Annotated in this window: 22 protein-coding genes; 14 read left to right on the top strand and 8 right to left on the bottom strand. The window is 31.7% G+C overall.

All coding sequences use genetic code 11. The annotated features are described in order from the left end of the window. Positions 1-5 precede the first annotated feature (5 nt). The 3 genes from ACN5J5_RS07320 to ACN5J5_RS07330 form a co-directional block, all read right to left on the bottom strand. Positions 6-1,133 carry a DegT/DnrJ/EryC1/StrS family aminotransferase gene (locus ACN5J5_RS07320; protein WP_418644277.1) on the bottom strand — a complete coding sequence of 376 codons (1,128 nt, stop codon included), beginning with the start codon at positions 1,131-1,133 and terminating at the stop codon, positions 6-8. 228 nt (positions 1,134-1,361) lie between these two features. After that, a complete protein-coding gene (locus ACN5J5_RS07325; protein WP_418644278.1) occupies positions 1,362-2,354 on the bottom strand; it encodes a hypothetical protein in 993 nt (330 codons plus the stop codon). A gap of 234 nt (positions 2,355-2,588) precedes the next feature. Further along, positions 2,589-3,383 carry a CPBP family intramembrane glutamic endopeptidase gene (locus tag ACN5J5_RS07330; protein ID WP_418644279.1) on the bottom strand — a complete coding sequence of 265 codons (795 nt, stop codon included), beginning with the start codon at positions 3,381-3,383 and terminating at the stop codon, positions 2,589-2,591. A gap of 294 nt (positions 3,384-3,677) precedes the next feature. On the opposite strand from ACN5J5_RS07330, the gene ACN5J5_RS07335 reads away from it, so the two are divergent. The 9 genes from ACN5J5_RS07335 to nadB all read left to right on the top strand — a co-directional run bounded on the left by ACN5J5_RS07335 (position 3,678) and on the right by nadB (position 15,723). Beyond that, positions 3,678-6,062 carry a penicillin acylase family protein gene (locus ACN5J5_RS07335; RefSeq protein WP_418644280.1) on the top strand — a complete coding sequence of 795 codons (2,385 nt, stop codon included), beginning with the start codon at positions 3,678-3,680 and terminating at the stop codon, positions 6,060-6,062. A 226-nt stretch (positions 6,063-6,288) separates the two neighbouring features. Next, entirely contained in the window at positions 6,289-6,738 is a 450-nt protein-coding gene (gene nrdG / locus ACN5J5_RS07340; RefSeq protein WP_418644281.1) for an anaerobic ribonucleoside-triphosphate reductase activating protein, read from the top strand. 5 nt (positions 6,739-6,743) lie between these two features. Continuing rightward, complete coding sequence (gene nrdD / locus ACN5J5_RS07345; RefSeq protein ID WP_418644282.1) at positions 6,744-8,561, top strand: anaerobic ribonucleoside-triphosphate reductase; 1,818 nt, start codon at positions 6,744-6,746, stop codon at positions 8,559-8,561. A gap of 98 nt (positions 8,562-8,659) precedes the next feature. Then, entirely contained in the window at positions 8,660-9,091 is a 432-nt protein-coding gene (locus ACN5J5_RS07350; protein WP_418644283.1) for a c-type cytochrome, read from the top strand. After that, entirely contained in the window at positions 9,081-10,406 is a 1,326-nt protein-coding gene (locus ACN5J5_RS07355; protein ID WP_418644284.1) for a cbb3-type cytochrome c oxidase subunit I, read from the top strand. The genes ACN5J5_RS07350 and ACN5J5_RS07355 overlap by 11 nt, the downstream gene beginning before the upstream one ends. Before the next feature lie 4 nt (positions 10,407-10,410). Continuing rightward, positions 10,411-11,388, top strand: coding sequence for a DUF438 domain-containing protein (locus tag ACN5J5_RS07360; RefSeq protein ID WP_418644285.1), 978 nt, complete (start codon positions 10,411-10,413; stop codon positions 11,386-11,388). Positions 11,389-11,406: 18 nt separating this feature from the next. Continuing rightward, positions 11,407-13,224, top strand: coding sequence for a hypothetical protein (locus ACN5J5_RS07365; protein WP_418644286.1), 1,818 nt, complete (start codon positions 11,407-11,409; stop codon positions 13,222-13,224). A gap of 13 nt (positions 13,225-13,237) precedes the next feature. Beyond that, positions 13,238-14,161 carry a quinolinate synthase NadA gene (gene nadA, locus ACN5J5_RS07370; RefSeq protein ID WP_418644287.1) on the top strand — a complete coding sequence of 308 codons (924 nt, stop codon included), beginning with the start codon at positions 13,238-13,240 and terminating at the stop codon, positions 14,159-14,161. A gap of 5 nt (positions 14,162-14,166) precedes the next feature. Then, a complete protein-coding gene (gene nadB, locus ACN5J5_RS07375; protein ID WP_418644288.1) occupies positions 14,167-15,723 on the top strand; it encodes an L-aspartate oxidase in 1,557 nt (518 codons plus the stop codon). Between the two features lie 4 nt (positions 15,724-15,727). Here nadB and ACN5J5_RS07380 read toward each other — a convergent pair whose 3' ends face one another. From ACN5J5_RS07380 to ACN5J5_RS07400, 5 genes are read right to left on the bottom strand one after another with little or no spacing between them, the layout of a single operon-like run. Beyond that, a complete protein-coding gene (locus tag ACN5J5_RS07380; RefSeq protein ID WP_418644289.1) occupies positions 15,728-16,471 on the bottom strand; it encodes a nitroreductase family protein in 744 nt (247 codons plus the stop codon). Next, positions 16,464-17,837: an aldehyde dehydrogenase gene (locus ACN5J5_RS07385; protein ID WP_418644290.1), complete on the bottom strand. Its 1,374-nt coding sequence runs from the start codon at positions 17,835-17,837 to the stop codon at positions 16,464-16,466. Before ACN5J5_RS07385 ends, ACN5J5_RS07380 begins: the two co-directional genes overlap by 8 nt. 53 nt (positions 17,838-17,890) lie before the next feature. Continuing rightward, positions 17,891-18,577 (bottom strand): RluA family pseudouridine synthase, encoded by a 687-nt coding sequence (locus ACN5J5_RS07390; protein WP_418644291.1) that lies wholly within the window; start codon positions 18,575-18,577, stop codon positions 17,891-17,893. Between the two features lie 8 nt (positions 18,578-18,585). Beyond that, positions 18,586-19,197: a ribosome biogenesis GTP-binding protein YihA/YsxC gene (gene yihA, locus ACN5J5_RS07395; protein WP_418644292.1), complete on the bottom strand. Its 612-nt coding sequence runs from the start codon at positions 19,195-19,197 to the stop codon at positions 18,586-18,588. Between the two features lie 27 nt (positions 19,198-19,224). Next, a complete protein-coding gene (locus ACN5J5_RS07400; RefSeq protein WP_418644293.1) occupies positions 19,225-19,989 on the bottom strand; it encodes an alpha/beta fold hydrolase in 765 nt (254 codons plus the stop codon). A 202-nt stretch (positions 19,990-20,191) separates the two neighbouring features. Here ACN5J5_RS07400 and mraZ point away from each other — a divergent pair, with 202 nt between their 5' ends. From mraZ to ACN5J5_RS07425, 5 genes are read left to right on the top strand one after another with little or no spacing between them, the layout of a single operon-like run. Next, complete coding sequence (gene mraZ, locus ACN5J5_RS07405; RefSeq protein WP_418644294.1) at positions 20,192-20,659, top strand: division/cell wall cluster transcriptional repressor MraZ; 468 nt, start codon at positions 20,192-20,194, stop codon at positions 20,657-20,659. Next, on the top strand, positions 20,646-21,542 hold the full coding sequence (gene rsmH, locus ACN5J5_RS07410) for a 16S rRNA (cytosine(1402)-N(4))-methyltransferase RsmH (protein ID WP_418644295.1): 897 nt from the start codon (positions 20,646-20,648) through the stop codon (positions 21,540-21,542). Before mraZ ends, rsmH begins: the two co-directional genes overlap by 14 nt. Further along, positions 21,542-21,877, top strand: coding sequence for an FtsL-like putative cell division protein (locus tag ACN5J5_RS07415; protein ID WP_418644296.1), 336 nt, complete (start codon positions 21,542-21,544; stop codon positions 21,875-21,877). Before rsmH ends, ACN5J5_RS07415 begins: the two co-directional genes overlap by 1 nt. 57 nt (positions 21,878-21,934) lie before the next feature. After that, complete coding sequence (locus ACN5J5_RS07420) at positions 21,935-23,896, top strand: penicillin-binding protein (RefSeq protein ID WP_418644297.1); 1,962 nt, start codon at positions 21,935-21,937, stop codon at positions 23,894-23,896. Next, the gene (locus ACN5J5_RS07425; RefSeq protein ID WP_418644298.1) at positions 23,897-25,363 is read left to right on the top strand and encodes a UDP-N-acetylmuramoyl-L-alanyl-D-glutamate--2,6-diaminopimelate ligase; all 1,467 of its coding nucleotides are present in this window, start codon (positions 23,897-23,899) and stop codon (positions 25,361-25,363) included. Position 25,364 lies beyond the last annotated feature (1 nt).

A 25,364-nucleotide genomic window follows, 5' to 3' on the forward strand; every position in this document is an offset into this window, starting at 1 on the left:
TTTAATTATTGAATAAAATCATTAATTGTTTTGGCAATAAAAGCTAATTGTTCTTCTTCTAATTCGGTATGCATTGGCAATGAAATTACTTCATTAATAAGTTGATTGGTAATTGTAAAATCAGCCTCATTATAACGTTCGTCTTTATAAGCTTTTTGGGCATGTAATGGAACTGGATAATAAATTGCATTCGGAATATTATTGTCTAACAAATGTTGATGTAATTCGTCTCTTTTACCGTTGGTAATTCTTAAAGTATATTGATGAAAAACATGGGTAGAAAAAACACTAATTGCTGGCGTAATAATATTAGAATTGGTAGCAAAAGCTTCTGTGTAATACATTGCAGCCTCTCTACGAGCATCACAAAAACTATCTAATAAAGGTAATTTTATTTGTAAAACAGCGGCTTGTAAACTGTCTAAACGAGAATTTACACCAACTACATCGTGGTAGTAGCGTTTGTACATTCCGTGATTTACAATACCTCTAATTGTATGTGCTAAATCATCATCATTAGTAAATATTGCGCCACCATCACCATAACATCCTAAGTTTTTTGATGGAAAAAAAGATGTTGTACCTACGTTACCAATCGTTCCAGATTTTTTTGTTGTTCCGTCAGAAAATGTGTAATCGGCACCAATTGCTTGCGCGTTGTCTTCAATAACAAATAAGTTATGTTCTTTTGCAACTTGCATTACTGCTTCCATATTGGCACATTGGCCAAATAAATGTACAGGAACAATGGCTTTCGTTTTTGGTGTAATCGCCTTTTTTAAGGCTTCAATATCAATATTAAAGGTGTCTGGTTCAACATCAACCAAAACAGGAGTTAACTTTAATAAAGCAATAACTTCTACAGTTGCAGCAAAAGTAAAATCAGCAGTAATAACTTCATCTCCTTGCTCTAAACCTAATCCCATCATTGCAATTTGCAATGCATCGGTACCATTGGCACACGGAATTACGTGTTTAACATCTAAATATTTTTCTAAATCGCTTCCAAAGCCTTTTACTTCAGGGCCACCAATATAGTAGGCGGTATCTAAAACGTTTTCAAAAGCTTTATTTACTTGAGGTTTTATTTTTGCATATTGACCTTGCAGGTCAACCATTTGAATTTTTTTCATCTCTTTTAAAATGTTTTTTAATGGCTTAATCTCTTTATATCAGGTGTTGTGTTGTTCTTAGTATAAAACAAAAGTAATTACAATTCCTAAACAAGTGTTGTACGATTGTTGTACAATTATGAGTGTAAAGATAATATATAGAGTTGTAACAAAAAATGATAGTATAGGCTTTTTAAAAGTTCGAGTTACTCAAAATAAAAAAGCAATAATAAAAAGTCTTGGAATTAATTATATAGGTTGTTGTATGGCGTTACTTATTCGATTCTTAAATTCAATTTTATCATCAATATATATCGCTAAATTTTTAAATTCTCGTTTTATGCCGTAAAGCCCAATCAAGGTGTTTTTTCTTTTTAAACGAATAATAACATTGTGACTTTCTAGTTCTCCTAAAAAAGATAGTTTACGAGTTTCATTATTTATTTCAATGTCTTTTGATGAAATCTCAATTACGTCAATATCTTTTAAATCAACTATTGTTTCAGTCATAATTCCATATCGAAGATAAAGTTTGTTACTATCGATTAATATGGGTCTTTTATACATGGATTTTAAAAATCCAAATATTTGAATTCCAGAGTAAATACTTAAAAAAGTTAAAATCCAAGCTGCAAGATTGCTCCATTTTGCGAGTAGTGTATGTAAAACAAGTGTTTCGACAGCGACAATCAGTATAATTGCAATTAGTAAAGTTATTGTTCCGCTATCCTTGTGGTATGAGAATTCGTTTTCTTTTAGTTCTCTTTTTTTCCAGTAGATGAAGCCATAATAAAAAACAGCAATTTCTGTAACAACAGGAATTACAACACTTTTTGGAAGTATTTCGTAGCAAGTGCTTTTTAGTGTTGTGAAAAAATCAAAAGAGCTTTCTTGTTTTTGTTTGTAAGATTTAACAGCTTTTTTAATATTATAAATTACATATGATAAAATTAAGAGCTCAATTATTGGAAGAATCCAAGTCTTAAAAAGGTTTAGGTATTGTTGATTTTCAGAAGGAAGGATTATGGAACAAAGAATTGTACAAAGAATTAACAACGGAACAATGGTTGTTTTCGGAATATCAGTTTTTCTTATAAGTAAAAAGTAAATAAAAGGGATTGTTAATATAAAATCAAATGTAATTCCGATAGCTATATTTTCAGAATTGAGAAGAAACAAATGTGTTTTAGTAATGAATACCATTAATAAAATAATCACCATTGGAATTCCAAATATTATCAAATTTTTATAAAAAGAGACAGTTTTGTTCATTTACTTATTTAGTTTCTAGTTTTTGATAAAAACCAATGTTAATTGCCGATAGTAGAATATAGAGCGTTATTTTTTATAGTTATATAACTAAATTGTTGAGGTTAAATATACTTTAATAAATTTATTAAAGCATATTTAATTTTCAAGTAGTATGGTAAAATTAAATAAGCAATAAATATAGTGCGTTTTATGGTTTTGTAAAGTTTATATTTTTTCTTTAACAGCTTTTTTCCAAAAATAAATACCAAAAGCAAAAGTCACAATAGCAAACATAATTCCGTTTTCGCCAAGCCAATTTTCAGTTCCTTCAACTTTCATTGTTAAAGGAGGAAAAACTTTTTGTATGTACACATTACTTACTGCATGAAATATTACCGCTGGCCATAAGCTTTTAGATTTAAATGTGTAGTAAGTCATAATAAACGACATTGAGATAATAACAACAAAAAAGGTAGTTAATTCCAAAGCTACATTTTGTCCGTAATAAACTATCAAAGGCCAATGCCAAGAGGCCCAAATTATTCCACTAAAAACCGAAACACCAGTAAAAGACATCACTTTTTTTAATTCGTAGATAAAGAAACCTCTCCAGCCAATTTCTTCACCTAAAGTTGTTGCCGATGCTCTTATCACTTCAACCGTTCCTAATAAAATTACAGCTATAATTATTGAAGATGTTGTATTTAATGTTCCTATTCCAACCAATCCAAGTTCTTTAACCCAATCAGAAATTACTTTCTCGTTAGCTAAATTTCCAAGGCCAAAAATCCAGATTAATAAATATGTTGTTAAACCATATAATGCAGGAATAAAATAAGAAAATCGAATGTATTTCCAATTTCCCCAGTTCCATCTTAATGATGAAATAGGCCGACCTTTTATTTTTAATGTGATTATTGCAGCTACTGCGGGGCACCACATTAATCCGCCAATATATATTCGTGAAGGATATAAATTAACAATTGCATAATGAAATAGAGAGCTTAAAATTGTAACCATAACGAGGAAAATAAAAATTGTATTCCACGTTTTTTTTCGTTCTGTCAAGTTTTCTAACATTTGTACCTTTTTATTGGTTAGTAAATGAAAGACGAAGGGTTAGTTGTTTTGTTACTTATTTTTTATAAAGTATTTATTGATGTGTAAAAATTTAAGGATATTTAAATTAAAAAATGCGCCCTTTACTTGTGTTAACGTTGATTTTATTAACTAATTAAAATTTTTAGTTGGTGTTTTTTTGCGTTTATAAATACAAATTATATTTCTGTTATCTTTGAGCAAAATCAAGAAGAAATGAAACTGTTTAAAAAGCTATTTAAAATAATTATTGCTATACTGTTACTCTTAATTGCAGGTGTTTGGATTTTTACTAGAACATTACACCCAACTTATAATGGTGAGTTAGAGCTCGCTGCAATTTCAGATAAAGTTACCGTGCATTATGATGCGGTTGGCGTACCACATATTAATGCGAAAAATCAGCAAGACGCTTACGTTGCCCTAGGATATGTGCATGCGCAGGATAGGTTGTGGCAAATGGAATTAATCAGAAGGATTGCAGCAGGAAGATTGGCTGAGGTTTTTGGTGATGATTTGGTGCGTACAGATAAATTTTTCTCTGGATTAGGAATTGAAGAAGCGGCTGTAAAAACAATTCATGGTTTAGATAGAAAATCCGAAGCGTATAAATTAACAGAGGCTTATTTAAAAGGAATTAATCAGTTTATAGAAGAAGGAACCACTCCGTTAGAATTTTATTTAGTAGGACTTGAAAAGGAAAAATATACCATTAAAGATGTGTATAATGTTTTCGGATACATGGCATTTAGTTTTGCGGTAGCGCATAAAACAGATCCATTGTTAACAGAAGTGAAAGAGAAATTAGGAGATGCTTATTTTAACGAATTAAATGGCGCAAATTTTAAGAATCTTACATTGATAAAGAATGAAAAAAATCCTGAAATAAAAGCAGGGTTTGCGCAGGCAATGAATACACTGTTAGATAAGTTACCAATTTCGCCTTTTATAGGAAGTAATTCTTGGGTTTTAGGGCCTGAAAAAACTAAAAACGGAAAAGTAATTTTTGCAAACGATCCGCATATCGGATTTTCGCAACCTTCAGTTTGGTATCAATCGCATATTAAAACACCAGATTACGAAATTTATGGTTTTAATTTAGCTTTAACACCTTTTCCGCTTTTAGGGCATAATCGAAATTATGCATACGGATTAACAATGTTTGAAAATGATGATGTTGATTTTTATTACGAACAAAATAACCCAAATAATCCATCAGAATATAAAACTAAAACAGGTTATCAGAAATATAAATTAATAGATAAAACGATTAAAATAAAAGGTGGTGTAGATACAATATATCAAATAAAAGTAAGTAAGCACGGACCTGTAATGAATGATTTAATTGATTTTATTGATGATGAGCGACCAATTGCAATGCAGTGGATTTATACCAAATTAAAGAATCAATTATTAGAGGTTTCTTACCAAATGTCGCATGCAAAATCGTTGTCAGAATTTAAAACTGGGGCGAGTAAATTACATGCACCTGGATTAAATATTATGTATGGCGATGCTAAAAATAATATTGCTTGGTTTGCTTCGGGAAAACTGTATAAATATCGCGATAGCTTGCATACAAAGTTGATTTTAAACGGTGCTTCTGGTGATGATGAAATTAAAGAATGGATTAATTTTGAGGAAAATCCGCAAGCAATAAACCCGAGTTGGAACTATGTGTATTCAGCAAATAATCAGCCAGATTCTATTGCAGGAATGTTGTATCCTGGGTATTATTTATCAGAAGATAGAGCAAAAAGAATTGTTGATTTATTAGCACCTAAAAACGATTGGACTAAAGAAGATGTTGCTACCATGATATACGATGTAACTTCGCCAACTGCTCCTGAAATAGCAATGCATTTAACAAGAAATGTAAAAAGAATTCAGCTTACAGCTAGTGAAAAAAAGGCATTTCATCTTTTAAAAAATTGGAAAGGATATTATGGTAAAAATGAAATAGGTCCTGTAATTTATAACCGATTTATTTACGAATTTCAAAAAAACACGTTTCAAGACGAAATGGGTAAAGCATACAATCAATTTGCAAATACGCCTTTAATTGAAAAGGTTTTACCTGTACAAGCTAAAAGAGAAAATTCTGTTTGGTGGGATGATGTTACAACGAAAAATAAAGTAGAAACGAAAGAAATGATTATAACGAAATCGTTTCAAAACGCGATTGTTTTTTTACAAAATCAGTTAGGTGAAAATGTTGAAGATTGGAAATGGAATAGAGTTGCTTCGGTAGAATATGAGCATCCAATTGGGAAAGCAGGCGGATTGTTACGTAAGTTTTTTAACGTTGGTCCTTTTAAAACAAATGGAGGAGACCAGGTGATTAATAATCAAATTTACAATATTGATAGTACTGGAGTTTATAAAATTACTGCGGGTCCATCAACCAGAAGAATTGTTGATTTTTCGGATGTAGAAAATAGTATTGCAATTTTACCAACCGGACAATCGGGTAATGTTTTTAGCGATCATTATAAAGATCAAGCGCAAAAATATGTGGACGGTAAGTTTGTGAAAATGAAAATTAATCAAGCTGAAATTGAAAAAAGTGAAAACGTATTAATTTTTTATCCTAAAGATTAAATTGTTGATTTTATAAGGTTATACAAAAAATATTTTAACCAAAAATGCTTTTACATATATGTGTAGAAGCATTTTTTTTGTTTTTAAAAATATAGAGATTACTGATATTTAGCCTATTACGTTTTGTTGATAACATTTTTAATAACTCTTTTTATTTGACTTTAGATGTTTTAAAAACCTTTATATTTTTATAAAATAATTTAAGACCTTTTAATCTTTATTTAAAATGTATTGCCATAATTTTCAAATTGTACTACAGGAAGTTCCGGGAGAAATCAGTTTATGTTTTTCTATTTCTGGATGTTCACTTCGTTGTGAAGGTTGTCATTCGCCTTTTTTATGGAAAGAAGGAAGCGGAACATTTTTATCAGAAATAAATTTTGAAAAATATTTAGAGCAATACCAAAAATTTGCGACTTGTGTTTTGTTTATGGGAGGAGAATGGCATGAAAAAACACTTGTTAAATTTTTAAAAATTGCCAAAGCAAAAACATATAAAACGTGTTTATATACAGGCGAAAAACAGGTTTCGAAAACGATTTTAAATGAACTCACTTGGATAAAAACAGGTAAGTGGAAAAAAGCTTTAGGAGGATTAGAGAGTTTAAAAACCAATCAAAAATTTATAGAAATAGCAACAAACACTAATTTAAATCATTTATTCATTAAAAAATAACGCTCATGATACGACTTACCGATACTCAAGTACAACAAAAAATGAACTTTATAGATGCGTACATAAACTCATCTAATGCAGCAGATGGCTCAAAAGTTGATGCCAATGCCAACGTAACTTCCAAAAATATAGCAACGATGGAAGCTGAGTTAAATAAAGACATCAATATTCAGGTAAACAGGTCGTTGGTAAAGCGAAAAATAGCATCGCTTTTTGGAGAAAAAATGGCAAATGAATACATTCGTCAAATTGAAGAACATGAAATTTATGTGCATGATGAAACTTCGTTAAAACCTTATTGTGTTTCTATAAGTATGTATCCTTTTTTGTTTGATGGATTAACAAAATTAGGTGGCGAAAGCAGAGCGCCAAAACACTTAGAAAGCTTTTGTGGCGAGTTTGTAAACCTTGTTTTTGCAGTAAGTTCTCAGTTTGCAGGGGCTTTAGCAACGGTAGAGTTTTTAATGTATTTCGATTATTTTGCTTCGCAAGATTATGGGAATTCGTATTTGCAAACCGCAGAAAAAACCATTGAAAATCACTTGCAACACGTTGTGTATGCTGTAAATCAGCCAGCTGCAGCAAGAGGGTATCAATCGGTATTTTGGAACATTTCCTTATACGATGAAAATTATTTTAACAGCATGTTTGGCAGTTTTGTTTTTCCTGATGGAACAAAACCAACTTGGGAAAGCGTTAAGAGGTTACAGAATTTTTTCATGAAATGGTTTAACAAAGAACGTAATAAAGCAATTTTAACTTTTCCGGTAGTAACTGCAGCAATGCTTGTTAAAGACGGCAAACCGTTAGATACTGAATTTACAAATATGTGTGCAGAAGAGTTGAGTGAAGGAAATTCATTTTTTATTTATCAATCAGAAAATGCAGATAGTTTGGCTTCGTGTTGCAGATTGCGAAACGAAATTAGCGACAATACTTTTAGTTATTCTTTAGGTGCTGGTGGTGTTGCAACGGGTTCTATCAACGTGATCACTTTAAACATGAATAGATTGGTGCAAAAGGGCGCTAATATTGTAGAAGAGGTTCGTAAAATTCATAAATACCAAGTAGCATACAGGGCGTTAATTAATGAATATGAAGCAGCAGGATTATTACCAGTTTATAAAGCCGGATTTATTTCGTTAGATAAACAGTTTTTAACAATTGGTATTAATGGCATGGTAGAAGCTGCTGAAAGTAAGGGAATTGTAGCGTCTAATAACAGTGAGTATAAGGCTTTTGTAAATAGTCATTTAAAAGCAATTTATGATGAAAATAAATTGGCAAAGAAAGAATATGGATATCTGTTTAATACAGAGTTTGTTCCTGCGGAAAACTTGGGTGTTAAAAATGCTAAATGGGATAGGAAAGATGGATTAATAGTAACGAGAGATTGTTATAATTCGTATTTCTACGAGGTAGAAAGTGACGCAACAAACACTTTAGATAAAATAATTTTACATGGAAAAGAGCTCATAAAATATCTCGATGGAGGCTCTGCATTGCATCTTAATTTAGAAGAAACGCCAAATAAAGAAGGGTTTGTAAAATTAATACATGCAACAGCAGCATCGGGGTGTAATTATTTTTGTTTTAATATCAGAATTACTATTTGTAACCATTGTGAACATATTGATAAACAAACAGTTTATAGTTGTAAATCTTGTGGTTCTGCGGATGTAGATCATGCAACACGAGTAATCGGATATTTAAAAAGAGTGTCGAGTTTTAGTTCTGGTAGACAAAAAGAGCATCAATTAAGGCATTATCATCTAAAGAAAAACACTTCAAAATTAAACGAAAAAGAGTTATTCGTTATTTAAAGATCAAGAAATAATATTTTTTTCATTGCATGATATATGTCATATGATGAATTTACGATGAACAATAAATTTACCATCGATTTTGATGTTTTAAAAAAATGCAGAAAAAAACAAAAAGGAATATTTTAATAATTACACTATTGATGCTAATTTTTAGCAGCTATAATTTTTTTGTTTACACATCTAAATCAGCTGTAACACCTTATAAATTATCAGAAAAAGCCATGAAAGGACAATTGTTGTGGCAAGACAATAATTGTTGGTCTTGTCATCAAATTTATGGCTTGGGCGGTTATTTAGGTCCAGATTTAACAAACGTGTATTCCAACGAAAATAAAGGAGCCAATTATATAAAAGCATTTTTAAATAGTGGTGTGAAATCCATGCCGAAATTTAGTTTTTCGGAAGAAGAAAAAGAAGCGCTTGTTTCTTTTTTTAAAGCGATTGATGGTACAGGCTATTTTCCGAATTACGAAGCCGAATTTAAACCAAATGGTTGGGTAGAATTAAAATATAAAGATGAAAAATAAAACCGCACTGTATTTTTTAATATTGTCGCTTTCGGCATTGTTACTTGGCATTTTATTTGGCCTGTTAGCATCGCTTCAATACATTTTTCCTGAAATGTTAAAAGAAATTATTCCGTTTAGTAAAATGCGCCCTTTTCATGTTTCTACGGTTATTTCTTGGATTATTTTAAGTGTTACTGGCGGCGTTTATTACTATTTAACTGAAGTAGAAAAACTGCCATTATTTTCGTTTAAATTACAAAAAACGCACTTTTATATTTTCTTGTTATCGGGAGTCGGAATTTATATTTCGTTTATAACAGGAAATATGAATGGTAGAGAATACTTGGCTTTTACGCCATTTTTAACCATCCCAATTTTAATTGGATGGATTTTATTTGGTGTTAATTATTACAAAACATTAATAAAAAAAGTTAAGAATTGGCCAGTTTATTATTGGATGTGGGGAACCGGAATTGTATTTATGATTTATCATTTATGTGAATCGCATTTTTGGTTGATTCCTAGTTTTAGAGAATATTTTATCAAAGATATTTCTGTACAATGGAAATCGTACGGATCTTTTGTGGGATCGTGGAATATGTTGGTGTACGGAACGGCAATTTATGTGATGTCAAAAATAAAGTCGGATGAAGCTTCTACACGAGGAAAAAAAGTGTTTTTCTTTTATTTTTTAGGACTAACAAATTTAATGTTTGGTTGGGCGCATCACACTTACATTATTCCTACCCAACCATGGATTCGTTATGTTGCATACGGAATTAGCATGACCGAATGGGTGGTTTTAGCAAACATTATTTACGTTTGGAAAAAATCGTTAAATACTTCTCAAAAAGAAGGAAATATAATGGCGTACAAGTTTTTAGTTGCGGCAGATTTTTGGGTGTTTTTAAATATTATTTTGGCGCTGCTTTTTTCTATTCCGGCAATTAACTTTTTTACACACGGAACGCATATTACTGTGGCGCATTCTATGGGAACAACCATCGGAATTAATACCACAATTTTGTTAGCATCCCTCTTTTTTATCGCACAAAAAACAATACCAACTTTTAAAATAGATACCCTTTTTGTAAAACGAAATTATTATTTATTTCAAGGCTCTTTACTGCTGTTTTTCTGCACACTATTATATGCCGGAGCAATACGAAGCCATTGGATGTATTTTACAAAAGAGGTCCATTTTTCTGAAATGCAAGACGGTTTGTATGGTACATATATTGCATTTTTTCTGTTTGGTGTGTGTTTAGTAATTTCAATTATATCCATCGCACTAATTTTATTAAAAGCCTTTATCAAGGCATTGAAAAGTTGAAAAAATGAACTCATTTTTACCTGTTGTAAATAAATTACCCGAAGGGCATCCTGTAAAAGTATATTACGAGGAAAGCGCCTTAATTCAAGATATTTTAATGGAACTTTATGACGCAGATTGCGTGGTAGATTTTCAAAAGTATTACAATATTTTTAATCAATTAACAACTATTGAAAAACGTTTTGTTAGAAAAGAAAATCAATTATTTCCTTATTTAGAAAAACATGATTGGAATGGTCCAAGTCAAGGAATGTGGTCTTTTCATGATAATTTAAGAGATCAAATACGATTGTTAAATGGTTATAATGAAGAAAAAAACACTCAAAAAATTACAGAAAATATTCCGTATTTAATTGAAGGAATTAAACGTTTATTAAGTGTAGAAGATGTACGATTGTTTCCTACAGCAATGGAATTATTAACCGAAGATGAGTGGAAAGAATTTTACGAAGGCGATGAAGAAGTTGGTTGGATGTTAGCGAACAAGCCAACAGAATATCCTACGCCAGAAAAACAAGAATATGTGCATCCGAGTGAAGATTTTTCGAATCGAAAATTATCCTTTTCAACCGAAAACACTTTTCATTATGATGAAGGATATATGACGCCAGAACAAGTTAATTTATTACTGCGTTTTTTACCTGTAGATATTACTTATGTAGATGAAAACGACAAGGTAATTTTTTATAACAGAGGTGATGATCGTGTTTTTTCTAGATCAAAAGGAATTATTGGTCGTGAAGTTCGATTTTGTCATCCGCCAAAAAGTGTTGGAACAGTTTTACGAATTGTAGACGAATTTAGAGCCGGAACTAAAGATGTAGCTGAGTTTTGGTTCAACTTTAAAGGACGCGTAATTCACATCCGATATTTTGCAATTCGCGATAAGGAAAAGAATTATAAAGGCGTAATAGAAATGTCGCAAGATGTTACCGAAATTCAAAAATTAGAAGGACAAAAACGCCTATTAGATTGGGATTAAAATATAAATATATATAAAATGAAACACACACATTCATTCCATATTCCTGTAATGGGAATAGGTTTTACGTTAGATACGCCATTAAAAGTTGCTAAATACGGTATCGATTCTGTAGTTTCTTTGGTTGATGATATTTTATTAGAGAAATTACGAAAAATGTACAGCGAAAAATTCGAAATTCCGTACAAAGAAATTACTGATAAAATAGATGATTTTAGAGCAAAGAGAATTACGTCGTATTTAGATTTGATTAGCGATTTGGCTAGCGAAAAATTTGAAGCATTAAAAAATAGCGCAATAGAAAAAAACGAAGAGTTTAAGGCGTACATAAATTTGCTTCCAGAACAATCAAAAATTAAATCAGAATATCAAGATTTGGTTCAAAAAGGATTTCAATTTGAAGAGGTAAAACGTTGGGCAACTCAAAATTTAACAATGGGTAATATTGATGTAAATATTATGACCAAAGTTGATAAAGAGAACTACGTTAAAAAAGAAAAACAGCCAACAAAATATAACGATGCACACGCGGCATTAAGAGGTTTTGCCAATAGTAAATTAAGCTCTTCTGTAGTGCTTTCTGCTGGAATGAATCCGAGGTTATATACCTATATGGCAGAGTTTGATGATTTTTATCCAGATGAAAAAGGATTCTTAAAAAAGAAAATTATTTTAAAAGTAAGTGATTATCGTTCGGCAATTATCCAAGGAAAATTTTTAGCAAAAAAAGGATTATGGGTTTCAGAATATCGTATTGAATCTGGATTAAATTGTGGTGGTCACGCTTTTGCAACCGATGGTTATCTTTTAGGACCTGTTTTGGCGGAGTTTAACGAAAAAAGAACAGCGTTAAAAACGTCGGTTTTACAACTGTTGTACAAAGAGCTTGAAAATCAAAATAGAGTGGTTCCTAAAAACGATTTAAATATCGAAATAACGGCGCAAGGTGGCGTTGGTACAAAAGAGGAACATGCTTTTTTAATGGAGCAATATAATTTAGATTCTGTTGGTTGGGGAACACCTTTTTTATTGGTACCAGAAGCAACAACGGTAGATAAAAAAACATTAGAAAAACTAACAAAAGCAAAAGAAGAGGATTTGTATTTAAGTGATATTTCGCCACTCGGAATTCCGTTTAATAATTTAAAAGAAAATACAAAAGATTTAGAAAAGCAGCAGTTAATTAATAAAGGAAGACCAGGAAGTTCTTGTCCTAAAAAGTTTGTGGCTTTAAATAAAGAATTTAAAGAAACGGGAATTTGTACGGCTTCTAGAGAATATCAATATTTAAAGATAAAAGAGCTCGAAAAAGAAGGGTTTTCTGAAGAGGTTTATCAATCAAAATATAATAAAATTATCGAAAAATCTTGTACCTGTGTTGGTTTAGGAACTTCTACTTTATTGGCGTACGATTTAGATACTAAGGTAGAAGGAGATGGAGTTTCGATCTGTCCAGGTCCCAATATGGCATATTATTCTAAAGTGATGAGTTTAAAAAATATGGTAAATCATATTTATGGACGAGAGAATATGATTTCGAGAACAGATAGACCCAATTTATTTGTAAAAGAGCTAGAAATGTATGTAGATTATTTGAAGAACAAATTTGAAGAAGCTAAAATTTCTATCACAAAAAAAGAAGAGAAGTATTTAAAAACGTTTACAAATAATTTAACAGAAGGTGTTGCGTATTATCAACAGTTATTTACGGGTTTTAAAAACGAATTTAAAGAAGTAAAAACAGTTGTTTTAAAAGAGTTGGAACTGCAAGCAGATGTGTTAGGTAAATTAGAAAAGGAGTTAGAAAAGCTAAGCTTATCGGTTGTTAAAAGTTAAAAAAAGAACTTAAATGGATTTAAAAGAGAAGATAAATCAATTAAAAAAAGATAAAAATGCAATTATTTTAGCGCATTATTATCAGGTTCCAGAAATACAAGAAGTTGCCGATTATGTGGGCGATAGTTTAGGATTGTCGCAAAAAGCAGCAGAAACAAATGCAGAGATAATTGTTTTTGCTGGAGTGCATTTTATGGCTGAAACGGCTAAAATATTAAGTCCAGAAAAAATGGTTGTTTTGCCAGATTTAGAGGCTGGTTGTTCTTTAGCAGATTCTTGTCCGCCAGAAGAATTTAAAAAGTTTACCAACAAACATCCTAATCATACTGTAATTACTTATGTAAATTGTTCTGCCGAGATAAAAGCACTTAGCGATATTGTTTGTACTTCGTCAAATGCATTAAAAATAGTAGCATCTGTACCTAAAGAAAAACCAATAATTTTTGCTCCGGATAGAAATTTAGGTAGATATATTAATGAAAAGTCGGGAAGAGATATGTTGCTTTGGGACGGAAGTTGTATTGTGCATGAAGCTTTTTCAATAGATAAATTAATAGAATTGCATAAAAAATATCCAGATTATAAAATTATTGCGCATCCAGAATCTGAAGAACATATGTTAAAAACAGCCACTTATATAGGTTCTACTGCCGGAATGATTGCTTATGTGAAAAAACATGCTGATCAAAAATTTATTGTAGCAACAGAAGCAGGAATTTTACATAAAATGCAACAAGAAGTTCCGAATACCGAATTAATTCCTGCGCCAGCAAAAGAAGATAATACTTGCGCTTGTAGCGAATGTGGTTTTATGAAAGTAAACACATTGCAAAAATTATATGATTGTTTACTTAATGAATCTCCAAAAATTGAAGTTGAAGAAAATGTTAGGAAAAAAGCATTATTGCCAATAACTAAAATGCTAGAATTATCGTAAAAAAGATGTTAAAAACGGATTATTTAGTAATTGGTTCTGGTATTGCAGGATTGACTTTTTCGGTGAAAATTGCTGAAAAATTTCCTGAAAAATCAATAACAATTATTACAAAAACTACCGAAGAAGAGTCGAATACAAAATACGCTCAAGGCGGAGTTGCTGTTGTTTTAAATGATGAAAAAGATTCGTTTAAAAAACATATTAAAGATACTTTAATTGCGGGCGATGGATTGTGCGATGAAAAAATCGTAGAAATGGTGGTAACAGAAGGCCCAAAACGATTACAGGAATTAATAAATTGGGGCGCAAATTTTGATATCGATAAAAAGGGAAATTTCGATTTAGGGAAAGAAGGTGGGCATTCGGAATATAGGGTTGTGCATCACAAAGATATTACAGGATTTGAGATAGAGAAATCGTTGTTAAAAAGAGCGCACCAGTTGCCTAATATTACAATTTTAGCGCATCATTTTGCGGTAGATTTAATTACAAATCATCAATTGGTAAAAATTAAATCAGCAAAAAATAGCTGTTACGGTGCTTATGTTTTAAATCAAAAAAACGGCGCTATTTTTACTTTACAGGCTAAAAACACCATATTAGCTTCTGGCGGAATTGGTTGCGTGTATGGACATACAACAAATCCTGTAGTAGCAACTGGAGATGGAATTGCCATGGCATACAGAGCAAAAGCAACTGTTAAAGATATGGAGTTTGTGCAGTTTCATCCAACGGCATTATACGAAGCAAAAGGAGAGTCTTCTTTTTTAATTTCTGAAGCGGTAAGAGGTTTTGGGGCATTTCTTAGAGATAAAAACGGATATAGATTTATGCCAAACTATGATGAAAGAGCAGAATTGGCATCCAGAGATATTGTATCTCAAAGTATTGATAGCGAGCTTAAAAAATCAGGAGATTTACATGTGTATTTAGATTGTACACATTTAAATATTGACGAATTTAAAAAGCATTTCCCTAATATTTATGCAAAATGTATAGCAAATCATATTGATATTACTAAAGATTGGATTCCGGTAATTCCTGCTTCTCATTATTTATGTGGCGGTATTGTGGTAAATAAAAACGGAGCAACAACATTAGCTAATTTATTTGCCTGTGGTGAGTGTTCGCAAACCGGATTGCATGGCGCAAATAGATTGGCTTCTAACTCGTTATTAGAGGCATTGGTTTTTGCGCATCGTATTTTTAAATACCACGAAAATCATCCGTCTAAATCAGAAAATATTTCAATTTTTGATTGGAATGATGCTGGTACAATTATAGAAAAAGAACATATTCTAATTCAACATAATTTAAGGCAATTACAGGCTTTAATGCGAAATTACGTTGGAATTGTTAGAAGTAACAGCCGATTAAAAAAAGCAAAAAAGCAGTTGGATTTTATGTACAACGAGGTGGAAGAGTTGTATCAAAAATCTAAAATAACGGCATCGCTTTGCGAGCTTAGAAATATGTTAAATATAGCACACTTAATTGTAACGCAATCTTTAAAAAGAACCGAAAACAAAGGTGGATATTTTAATGTAGATATTGTTAAATAATGGATTAAATTTCTTTATAAATTGCACCAAACGGAACTCTAAAACGATCGCCGTAAACCCCTTCAGGTTTTCTAATTCCGCAAGAAACAATCATGTTTATTTCTGCGCTTCGCGGGATGTTTAATAAACGTTTTACACGCCAAGTATCTGAGCCTTCCATAGGGCAAGTGTCATATCCTTCGGCAGCCATTGATAACATAAATGTTTGTGCAGCTAAACCACAGGTTTTATGTGCTACGATTCGCATATCACTATTGCGAACTTCTCTGTAAATCGGCTTAAAAAGTCCGGTTATTAAAATCATTAAATATTTGAAAAAACCAATAATTCCGAAGAAATCGAAATAAGCAAACGGAATTATTTTTTGGTAGTAACTACGTGCAAATTTTTCTCTGCTACTTTGTGTTGATTTTGGATTGTTTTTTCCGAAGGTTTCATCCATATAAGCTAAATTAGCTTTTGCGCGTTTTTTCCATAAATCTTTTCGAGTAACAAAAACAACTAATTGTTGAGCTGTTTTTGCTGCGTTTTGATTAAAACAAAGCGGAGCAATTTTGCTAATTATATCTTTATCAGTTACGTGATAAAATTCCCATAATTGCATGTTGCTACTCGTGGGAGCTAAACTAGCTTGCGTTAAACATTTTTTTACAACTGATGATTTTATCGGTTTTTCAGCATCGTAAATTCTTACAGATCGTCTATAGTTAATTGCTTCCGAAACTGTTTTTTCTATTGTTTTATCCAATTTTCATCAATGTTTTAAGTTGTTTTAATTTCCCTTTGTAAGGAGCGTAACGTGTAGGTACATCTAACCAATTACCTCTTGTTACTACGCCTTTTTTATGTGAAAAAACATCAAAAGTTTGTTTTCCGTGGTAACTTCCAATTCCGCTTTCTCCAACTCCTCCAAAAGGCAAACGATGATTAGCAAAATGCACTGTAGTGTCGTTAATTGTACCACCACCAAACGAGTATTTAGCAATCATTTTTTTAGCAAAATCATTACGATTTGTAAATACATATAAAGCTAAAGGCTTGTCGTATTTTTGAATAATATTATCAAAATCGGTTTCTGTTTGGTAAGAAATCATAGGAAATATAGGGCCAAATATTTCTCCTTTCATTACTTCACTATCTAAATTTGGCTCATCAATTAAAGTGGGAGAAATATAGTTATCATTTCTATCTGTTTGTCCTCCGATAACACAATTTTCGTTTTCTAACATTAATGCTAAACGATCAAAATTTTTGGTGTTTACAATTCGTGGATAATCTTCAGAGGTTTTAGGGTTTTTACCATACGCATTTGTTATTTCATCTTTAAAATAAGTAACAAATTGTTCTTTTACAGATGTATGAATTAATAAGTAATCTGGAGCAATACATGTTTGCCCTCCGTTAATAAATTTACCCCAAACTAAACGTTTAGCAGCAAGTTTTAGGTTGGCAGTTTCATCAATAATACAAGGACTTTTTCCGCCTAATTCTAAAGTTACAGGTGTTAAGTGTTCAGCAGCAGCTTTGGCAACAATTTTACCTACAGGAACGCTTCCTGTAAAGAAAATATAATCCCATCGTTGTGCTAACAATTCTTGAGAAACAGAAACGCCGCCTTCAATTACCGCAACGTGATTTTTGTTAAACACAGTTTCTATAATCTCTTTAGTTATTTTACTGGTATTAGGTGTAAGTTCAGATGGTTTTAATATAACGGTGTTTCCTGCAGCAACAGCGCCTAAAAGTGGAGCAAATGCTAATTGGTACGGATAGTTCCACGGTGCTATAATTAAGGTTGTTCCGTAAGGTTCTTTATAAATTTTTGCTGAAGATGGAAAGTTTAATAATGACGGTAAAACTCTTTCTGGTTTGCTCCAAGAGTTTAAGTTTTTCAGTGTCATTTTTAACTCTGTTAATACAATTGAAATTTCGGTCATCACAGCTTCGTATTCCGATTTTTTAAAATCATCGTATAAAGCTTTAATAATGTCGTTTTCTCTTTTTAAAAGTTCTTTTTGAAGCTTTTTTAAAGTTTCTTTTCTAAATGAAACGTTTTTGGTTTGTTGGGTAGCAAAAAAGTTTTTTTGTGATTGTATTAACTCAGAAATATTCATACTTTAAATTTCTCTAAAGATACAAATTTAACTGATTGCAGCACTTTTTTTAATTACAAGCAAGCATCCCAAATAGGATCTTTTGGTGTTGGTGCAGTGATCTTTATTAGTTCTTTACTTACAGGATGCGTAAATTCAATTTTACGAGCATGTAAATGGATGCTGCCATCTTTATTACTTCTTTTAGCTCCGTATTTTAAATCGCCTTTAATAGTAGCGCCAATTTTTGAAAGTTGCACCCGTATTTGATGATGACGCCCTGTTTCTAGATCAATTTCTAGCAAGCAATAATTGTCTAGTTTTTTAAGGATTTGGTAATGAAGAATCGCTTTTTTACTCCCGTCAATCTCTTTAGGATAAGCAGTAGATTTATTGTTTTTAGGATTCTTTTTTAAGTAATTTATTAATGTGTCTGTTTGTTTTTTAGGTTCGTTTTTAACAACGGCCCAATATGTTTTTTTGATAGTTTTATCGCGTAGCATTTTATTTAATCGCTCTAAAGCTTTCGAGGTACGTGCATAAATTACAACTCCAGAAGTGGGACGATCTAATCTGTGAACTGTGCCTAAATAAACGGCACCAGGTTTGTTGTATTTGTGTTTAATGTATTCTTTAACGATCTCAGAAAGAGGAGTATCTCCTGTTTTATCGCCCTGAACAATATCGCCTGCTCTTTTATTAACAATAATTAAATGATTGTCTTCGTGTAAAACTTGTAGGTTGTTTTTAGTAGAATACATTTAAAAAATTATTCGAAATCTTTAGCAACATCTTGGTTTACACCATCAATAAAATTTAAAAATTCATCGCGCCCTAATCTTGTTGAAGAAGAGGTAATAAATGATGTTGGAAGTGTTTCCCAGTGTTTTAATAATTTCTTTTTATAAGAAGTAATTTGTTTGTTTAATTTAGAGCTACCTAGTTTGTCTGCTTTTGTAAAAACAATGCAAAACGGAATTTGGTTTTCGCCTAAAAACTGCATGAATTCTAAATCTATTTTTTGAGGATCATGACGAGAATCAATCAAAACAAAAGTACAAACTAATTGCTCTCTTTCTTTAAAGTAGTTTTCGATAAAAAACTGAAAAATAGTTCTTTTCTTTTTAGAAACTTGAGCATATCCATAGCCAGGTAAATCAACTAAAAACCACTCGTTATTTATTTTAAAATGATTAATAAGTTGCGTTTTACCAGGTTTACCAGAAATTTTTGCCAAATCTTTACGTTCCATCAACATGTTGATTAACGAAGACTTACCAACGTTAGAGCGACCTATAAAAGCATATTCAGGTATCCTGTCTTTAGGTGCTTTCATAACATTACTGTTACTCATCACAAAATCAGCAGATTTTATTTTCATAAATAATAAGTTAAGCTATTGGTGCTGTTATATGTTTTGTTTAGAAAACCAGTTTTCTAAAATGGTATTAAATTCTTCGGGTGTTTCCATCATTGCTGCGTGCCCGCATTTATCAATCCAAAATAAATCAGAATTAGGTAATAATTTATGAAAATCATCCGCTACTTCTGGTGGTGTTACCGCATCTTGTTTTCCCCAAATAAGGCAAGTTGGTTGCTGCATATTTGGTAAGTCATTAGCCATATTATGTCGAATAGCACTTTTGGCAATTGACAAGGTTTTTAATGTTTTAACACGGTCGTTTACAATCTTATAAATATCATCAACAAGCTCTTTTGTAGCTATTTTTGGGTCGTAAAAAACCTCTTGAGCTTTTGTTTCAATATATTCGTAATTACCTCTTTTAGGATAGCTGTCGCCCATTGATTTTTCATACAAACCAGAGCTTCCTGTTAAAACTAAAGCACCAACATCTTGCGAGTAGTGTTTTGTGTAATATAAGGCAATATGACCCCCTAAAGAATTTCCTAAAAGAACCACGTCTTTAAGACCTTTGTATTCAATAAATTCATGTAAAAATTTAGCTAAATTTTTAACATTGGTTTTTAATAAAGGTAGTGTGTATAAAGGTAATTCAGGAATTAAAACTCGATATCCTTTTTTAGAGAAATGTTTAAAAGTTTCATCAAAATTACTTAGAGCACCCATTAAACCGTGTAATACGATTATAGCTCTCCCTTCTCCTGCTTCTGCATATGTAAAATTGTCTTCTTTCTTTAAGAAATTAGTCATTAATGTATCGGTTTTGACTTAATGACAAATGTACTTCTTTTTTTTAAATTTTCATTTTTATTATTTCATGCAATTTCAAGTAGTTAAAAGTAATTATAATCAGTTTTTTAGCTAAAAAATCAAAACTTATCAACAAAGTGGTGTAAAGTGGTAAAAAGTGGTAAATATTTTTTATTTTTGATGCAAACTACAAATATTTAGGGTGATAAATTTAATTGGGACATATGACTGTAAAGCAGACGCTAAGGGGAGGGTGATGATTTCATCAGCTCTAAAAAAGCAGTTGGCAGCAGTGTTGCAAGAAGGTTTTGTAGTAAAAAGATCGGTTTTTCAGCCATGTTTAGAGTTGTATCCTATGAGTGAATGGGATTTAATGATGCAAAAGATTAATAAGTTAAATCGATTTGTAAAAAAGAATAATGATTTTATTAGAAGGTTTACTGCTGGTGTAAAAATGGTAGACGTAGATGCTTCGGGTAGAATTTTAATTCCAAAAGATTTATGTCAGTTTGCGGGTGTTGGAAAGCAAGTAGTGCTTTCGTCTGTGGGGAGTATTGTTGAGATTTGGGATAAAGAGAAGTACGAAAAAGTAATAGATGAAACTGTTGTTGATTTTGCTGATTTGGCAGAAGAGGTAATGGGTAATACAGAGGTAGATGAGTTATCATAATCCAGTTTTATTAAAAGAAAGTGTTGATGCGCTTAATATTAAAGAGGATGGAGTGTATGTTGATGTAACTTTTGGTGGCGGTGGTCATTCGAGAGAGATATTAAGTAGGTTGGGTGAAAACGGAAAGTTATTTGCTTTTGATCAGGATCCGGATGCGCAACAAAATAAAATTGAAGATGATCGATTTGTGTTGATTGGCGAGAATTTTAGATTTATAGCGAGGTTTTTACGCTTTTACGGAATTAGAAAAGTAGATGGTGTTTTGGCAGATTTAGGAGTGTCTTCTCATCAGTTTGATGAAGCAGAAAGAGGTTTTTCTACTCGTTTTGATGCTGATTTAGATATGAGAATGGATCAGCAATCTGATTTATCGGCAAAAAAAATCATCAATAAGTATAGTGAAGAGCGATTGGCTGATGTTTTGTTTTTGTATGGTGAGTTAAGAAATGCAAGAACTTTAGCAAAAACAATTGTTGAGGCAAGAGAGGGAGAGGTGATAGAAACAAGTTTTCAGTTAAAAGAGGTGTTGAAAAAATTCCTTCCGCAGGCAAAAGAGCATAAAATTTTAGCGCAAATTTTTCAGGCAATTCGAATAGAAGTGAATCAAGAATTGGAGGTGTTGAAAGAGTTTTTAGAGCAAATTCCGGGATTGTTAAAAGAAGAAGGTCGATTGAGCGTTATTTCTTATCACTCGTTAGAAGATCGGTTGGTAAAACGATTTATAAGAACAGGGTTGTTTAATGGTGAGCCAGAAAAAGATTTTTATGGAAACATTAGTGTTCCTTTAAAAAAGATTGGTAAAATGATTATTCCGCCTAAAGAAGAAGTAAAAGTTAATAATAGGGCAAGAAGTGCAAAATTACGAATAGCAACATTAAAATAATGTCTAGAGCTAGAGCAAGAGAAGGGATTTATAATGTTTTAAAGGGGCGGTTTTTAACAGACGAAAGCTCTTTTAGTAATTGGCGGATACTAATTTTTATAGTGATTTTATTATTAATAATGATATCTAGTTCGCACCGGTTAGATGCGAAAGTTGTAAAAATAGCCGTGTTAAACGGTAAAAAAAAGGAGTTAAGGGCGGAAGATTTTGATACGAGTACGCAATTAACAAAAATGAGGCTAGAGAGCAGTATTCGGAAAAAAGTTAAGAAAAACGGATTGTTTCCTGCAAAAAAACCTCCTCAAAAAATAAAAGTAACAGTAAAAAAAGAATAAGTAAAAATGGTAGAAAAGAAAGGCATATTAAATAAACTCTATGTAATAGTGGTTTTCATGGCGCTTTTCTTTGTAGTTATTGTTTTTAGAGTTTTTAATCTACAATATATAGAGGGAGATAAATATAGAAAGCTTTCTCAAGAAAAAACAACTCATAATTTTACCATACTCGCAAATAGAGGTAATGTATATGCTGCTGATGGAAATTTGTTAGCAACATCAATGTCTAAATACACTATCCGTATGGATGCTGTAGTGGTGAATTCTAAATTGTTTGAAAAGAATATCAGAGCACTTTCAGAGTCGTTATCTAAGTTGTTAGGAAAATCAACTAGTTATTATCAAAAAAAAATACGAGAAGGTAGAAAACGAAAAAATCGTTATTTGCTAATTGCTCGTAATTTGGGATATAATGATTACATGAAAATGAAAAGTTTTCCGATTTTTAAAGAAGGAATTTATAAAGGTGGATTTATAGCGGAGCAAAGTACGGCAAGAGTGCATCCTATAGGTAAAATAGCCGAAAGAACAATTGGCTACGATAATGTAAAAGGCGGTGCAGGTATTGAGGGTGCTTTTGCAGATTATATGCAAGGTGAAAACGGTTCGCGTTTAAAACAAAAAATAGCAAAAGGGCAATGGCGACCAATTAATGATGTTAATGAAAAAGAACCTATAGATGGTAGCGATGTAATTACAACGATTGATGTTAATGTACAAGATATAACGCACCATGCGTTGCTTAAACAATTAGAGTATTTTGAAGCAGATCATGGTTGTGCGGTTGTGATGGAGGTTGAAACAGGTGAAATAAAGGCAATTTCTAATTTAGGAAGAACTTCGGATGGTAGGTATTATGAAAAAAGAAATTATGCTGTTTGGGAAAGTCATGAGCCAGGATCAACTTTTAAATTAGCAAGTTTAATGGCAGCTTTAGAGGATAAAGTTGCAGATACTTCTGATGTTGTTGATTGTGAAAGAGGGAAAATCTTTATCAATAATAGAAAGGTAGAAGATAGTAAGGCTGGTGGACACGGTAAAATTTCGTTAGCACGTGTTTTTGAGGTTTCATCGAATGTAGGAATCGTAAAAACAATAAAGAAACATTATGATAAAAATCCGAAGAAATTTATAAAAAGAATTAAGTCTTTTGGGTTGGATGAATTAACGGGAGTTAAAATAAAAGGAGAAGGGAAACCATATATTCCGAATCCGTCAGAAAAAAGTTGGAGTCCGATTTCGTTAGAGTGGATGGCTTGGGGTTATGGGGTTTCTCTTACGCCGTTACAAGCGTTAACGTTTTATAATGCCGTGGCGAACGATGGTAAATTGGTGAAACCATTTTTTGTAAAAGAATTAAGGATCGGAGGAAAAGTTGAAAAAAGATTTGAAACAGAGATTTTAAAAGAAAAAATAGCGTCTAAATCAACTTTAAATAAGGTGAGAAAAATTATGGAGAATACCGTAAAAAAAGGGACGGCAAAAAATATTTACTCTTCTAATTTTTCTATGGCAGGTAAAACAGGAACTGCTAAAAAATGGATACCAAAGCATAAAGACGATAACGGAAAGATAGTTTACGGGCATTATTCAAATAAAAAATATGTGGCTTCTTTTGCGGGATTTTTTCCAGCAAAAAAACCTAAATATTCATGTATTGTAGTAGTTCATAGTCCGAAAAAAGAAAAAGGATATTACGGAGCTTTAGTTGCAGCGCCTGTTTTTAAAGACATAGCGCAAAAAATATATACCACAACGCCTGTAAATAATCAATCTGTTTCTGATCAAATATCGTATGCGAAAGTTGATGAGAAATATCAAAATTATTATAAAAATTTAAGAAAATATAAAACCATTATGCCTAAGGTTTTAGGAATGAGCGGTATGGATGCAATTGCATTGTTAGAAAATATGGGTTTAAAAGTTAAGTTTTCTGGAATGGGAAAAGTAACAGAACAATCTATAGATAGAGGAATTAAAGTATCGAAAGGAGCAACGATTTATTTAAAATTATCATAATTGAAAAAATTAAAAGACATATTATTTAAAGTATCTGTAAGTGAAATTTACGGAAATACTGATGTTGAAATTAAAAACGTTCAGTTTGATAGTCGTTTGGTGCAAAAAAATGATGTTTTTGTGGCTCAAAAAGGTGTTACTGTTGATGGACATCAGTTTATAGAAAAGGCATTAAACTTAGGTGCTAAGGTTGTTGTTTGTGAAAATATTCCTGAAGATAAAAAAGAAGGAGTAACTTATGTTGTAGTTGGTAATTCTGATGTTGCTTTGGCAATTATCGCGGCTAATTTTTACCAAAATCCGTCAGCTAAATTACAGTTGGTAGGAATTACTGGAACTAACGGAAAAACAACTATTGCTACTTTATTATATCAGTTATTTAAAAAAGCGGGATATAAAGTTGGTTTGTTGTCAACAGTAAAAATAATGATTGCTGATGAGGAGCATAAAGCAACACATACAACGCCTAATTCTTTAGCGATAAATAAATATTTGTCTTTAATGGTGGCTGCTGAAGTAGAGTATTGTTTTATGGAAGTTAGCTCTCATGGAATTCATCAAAAACGTACCGAAGGTTTAAATTTTGTTGGTGGTGTATTCACAAATTTATCTCACGACCATTTAGATTATCATGCAACTTTTGCAGAATATAGAGATGTAAAAAAATCATTTTTTGATTCATTGCCAAAATCGGCTTTTGCGTTAACTAATATTGATGATAAAAATGGACAAATAATGTTGCAAAATACCAAAGCAACTAAAAAAACGTACGCATTAAAAACTATTGGAGATTATAAAGCGAAAGTTTTAGAAAAACGTTTTTCGGGTACGTTGTTAACGATAAATACTATTGAAGTTTGGACGAAGTTAATTGGCGAATTTAATGCGTCGAATTTATTAGCAATTTATGGTGTTGCTGATTTATTAGGGTTAGAAAAAATAGAAATATTACGACTTATTAGCGAGCTAGAAAGTGTAAGTGGTCGTTTTCAATATGTAGTTTCTGATGATGAAATAACAGGAATTGTTGATTATGCACACACGCCAGATGCTCTTAAAAATGTATTACAAACCATAAATGATATTCGCACTGGTAACGAAAATGTGTTTACGGTTGTAGGTTGTGGTGGCGATAGAGATAAAACGAAACGACCAAAAATGGCAATGATAGCATCGCAATTAAGTGGGCAAGCGATATTTACTTCTGATAATCCGCGAACTGAAGATGCTCAGGTTATTATTGATGAAATGGAAGTAGGAGTGCCATCAGAACATTATAAAAAAACACTATCCATTTTAAATAGAAAACAGGCGATTAAAACTGCATGTAAATTGGCATCAACAGGCGATATAATTTTAATAGCAGGGAAAGGGCATGAAAATTATCAAGAAATAAATGGTGTAAGACATCATTTTGATGATCTAGAAGAAGTGGTAAACTGTTTTAATCAACTAAAAAACTCATAAA

This window comes from Tenacibaculum insulae (assembly GCF_964512435.1).
GTDB classification, from domain to species: Bacteria; Bacteroidota; Bacteroidia; order Flavobacteriales; family Flavobacteriaceae; genus Polaribacter; species Polaribacter insulae_A.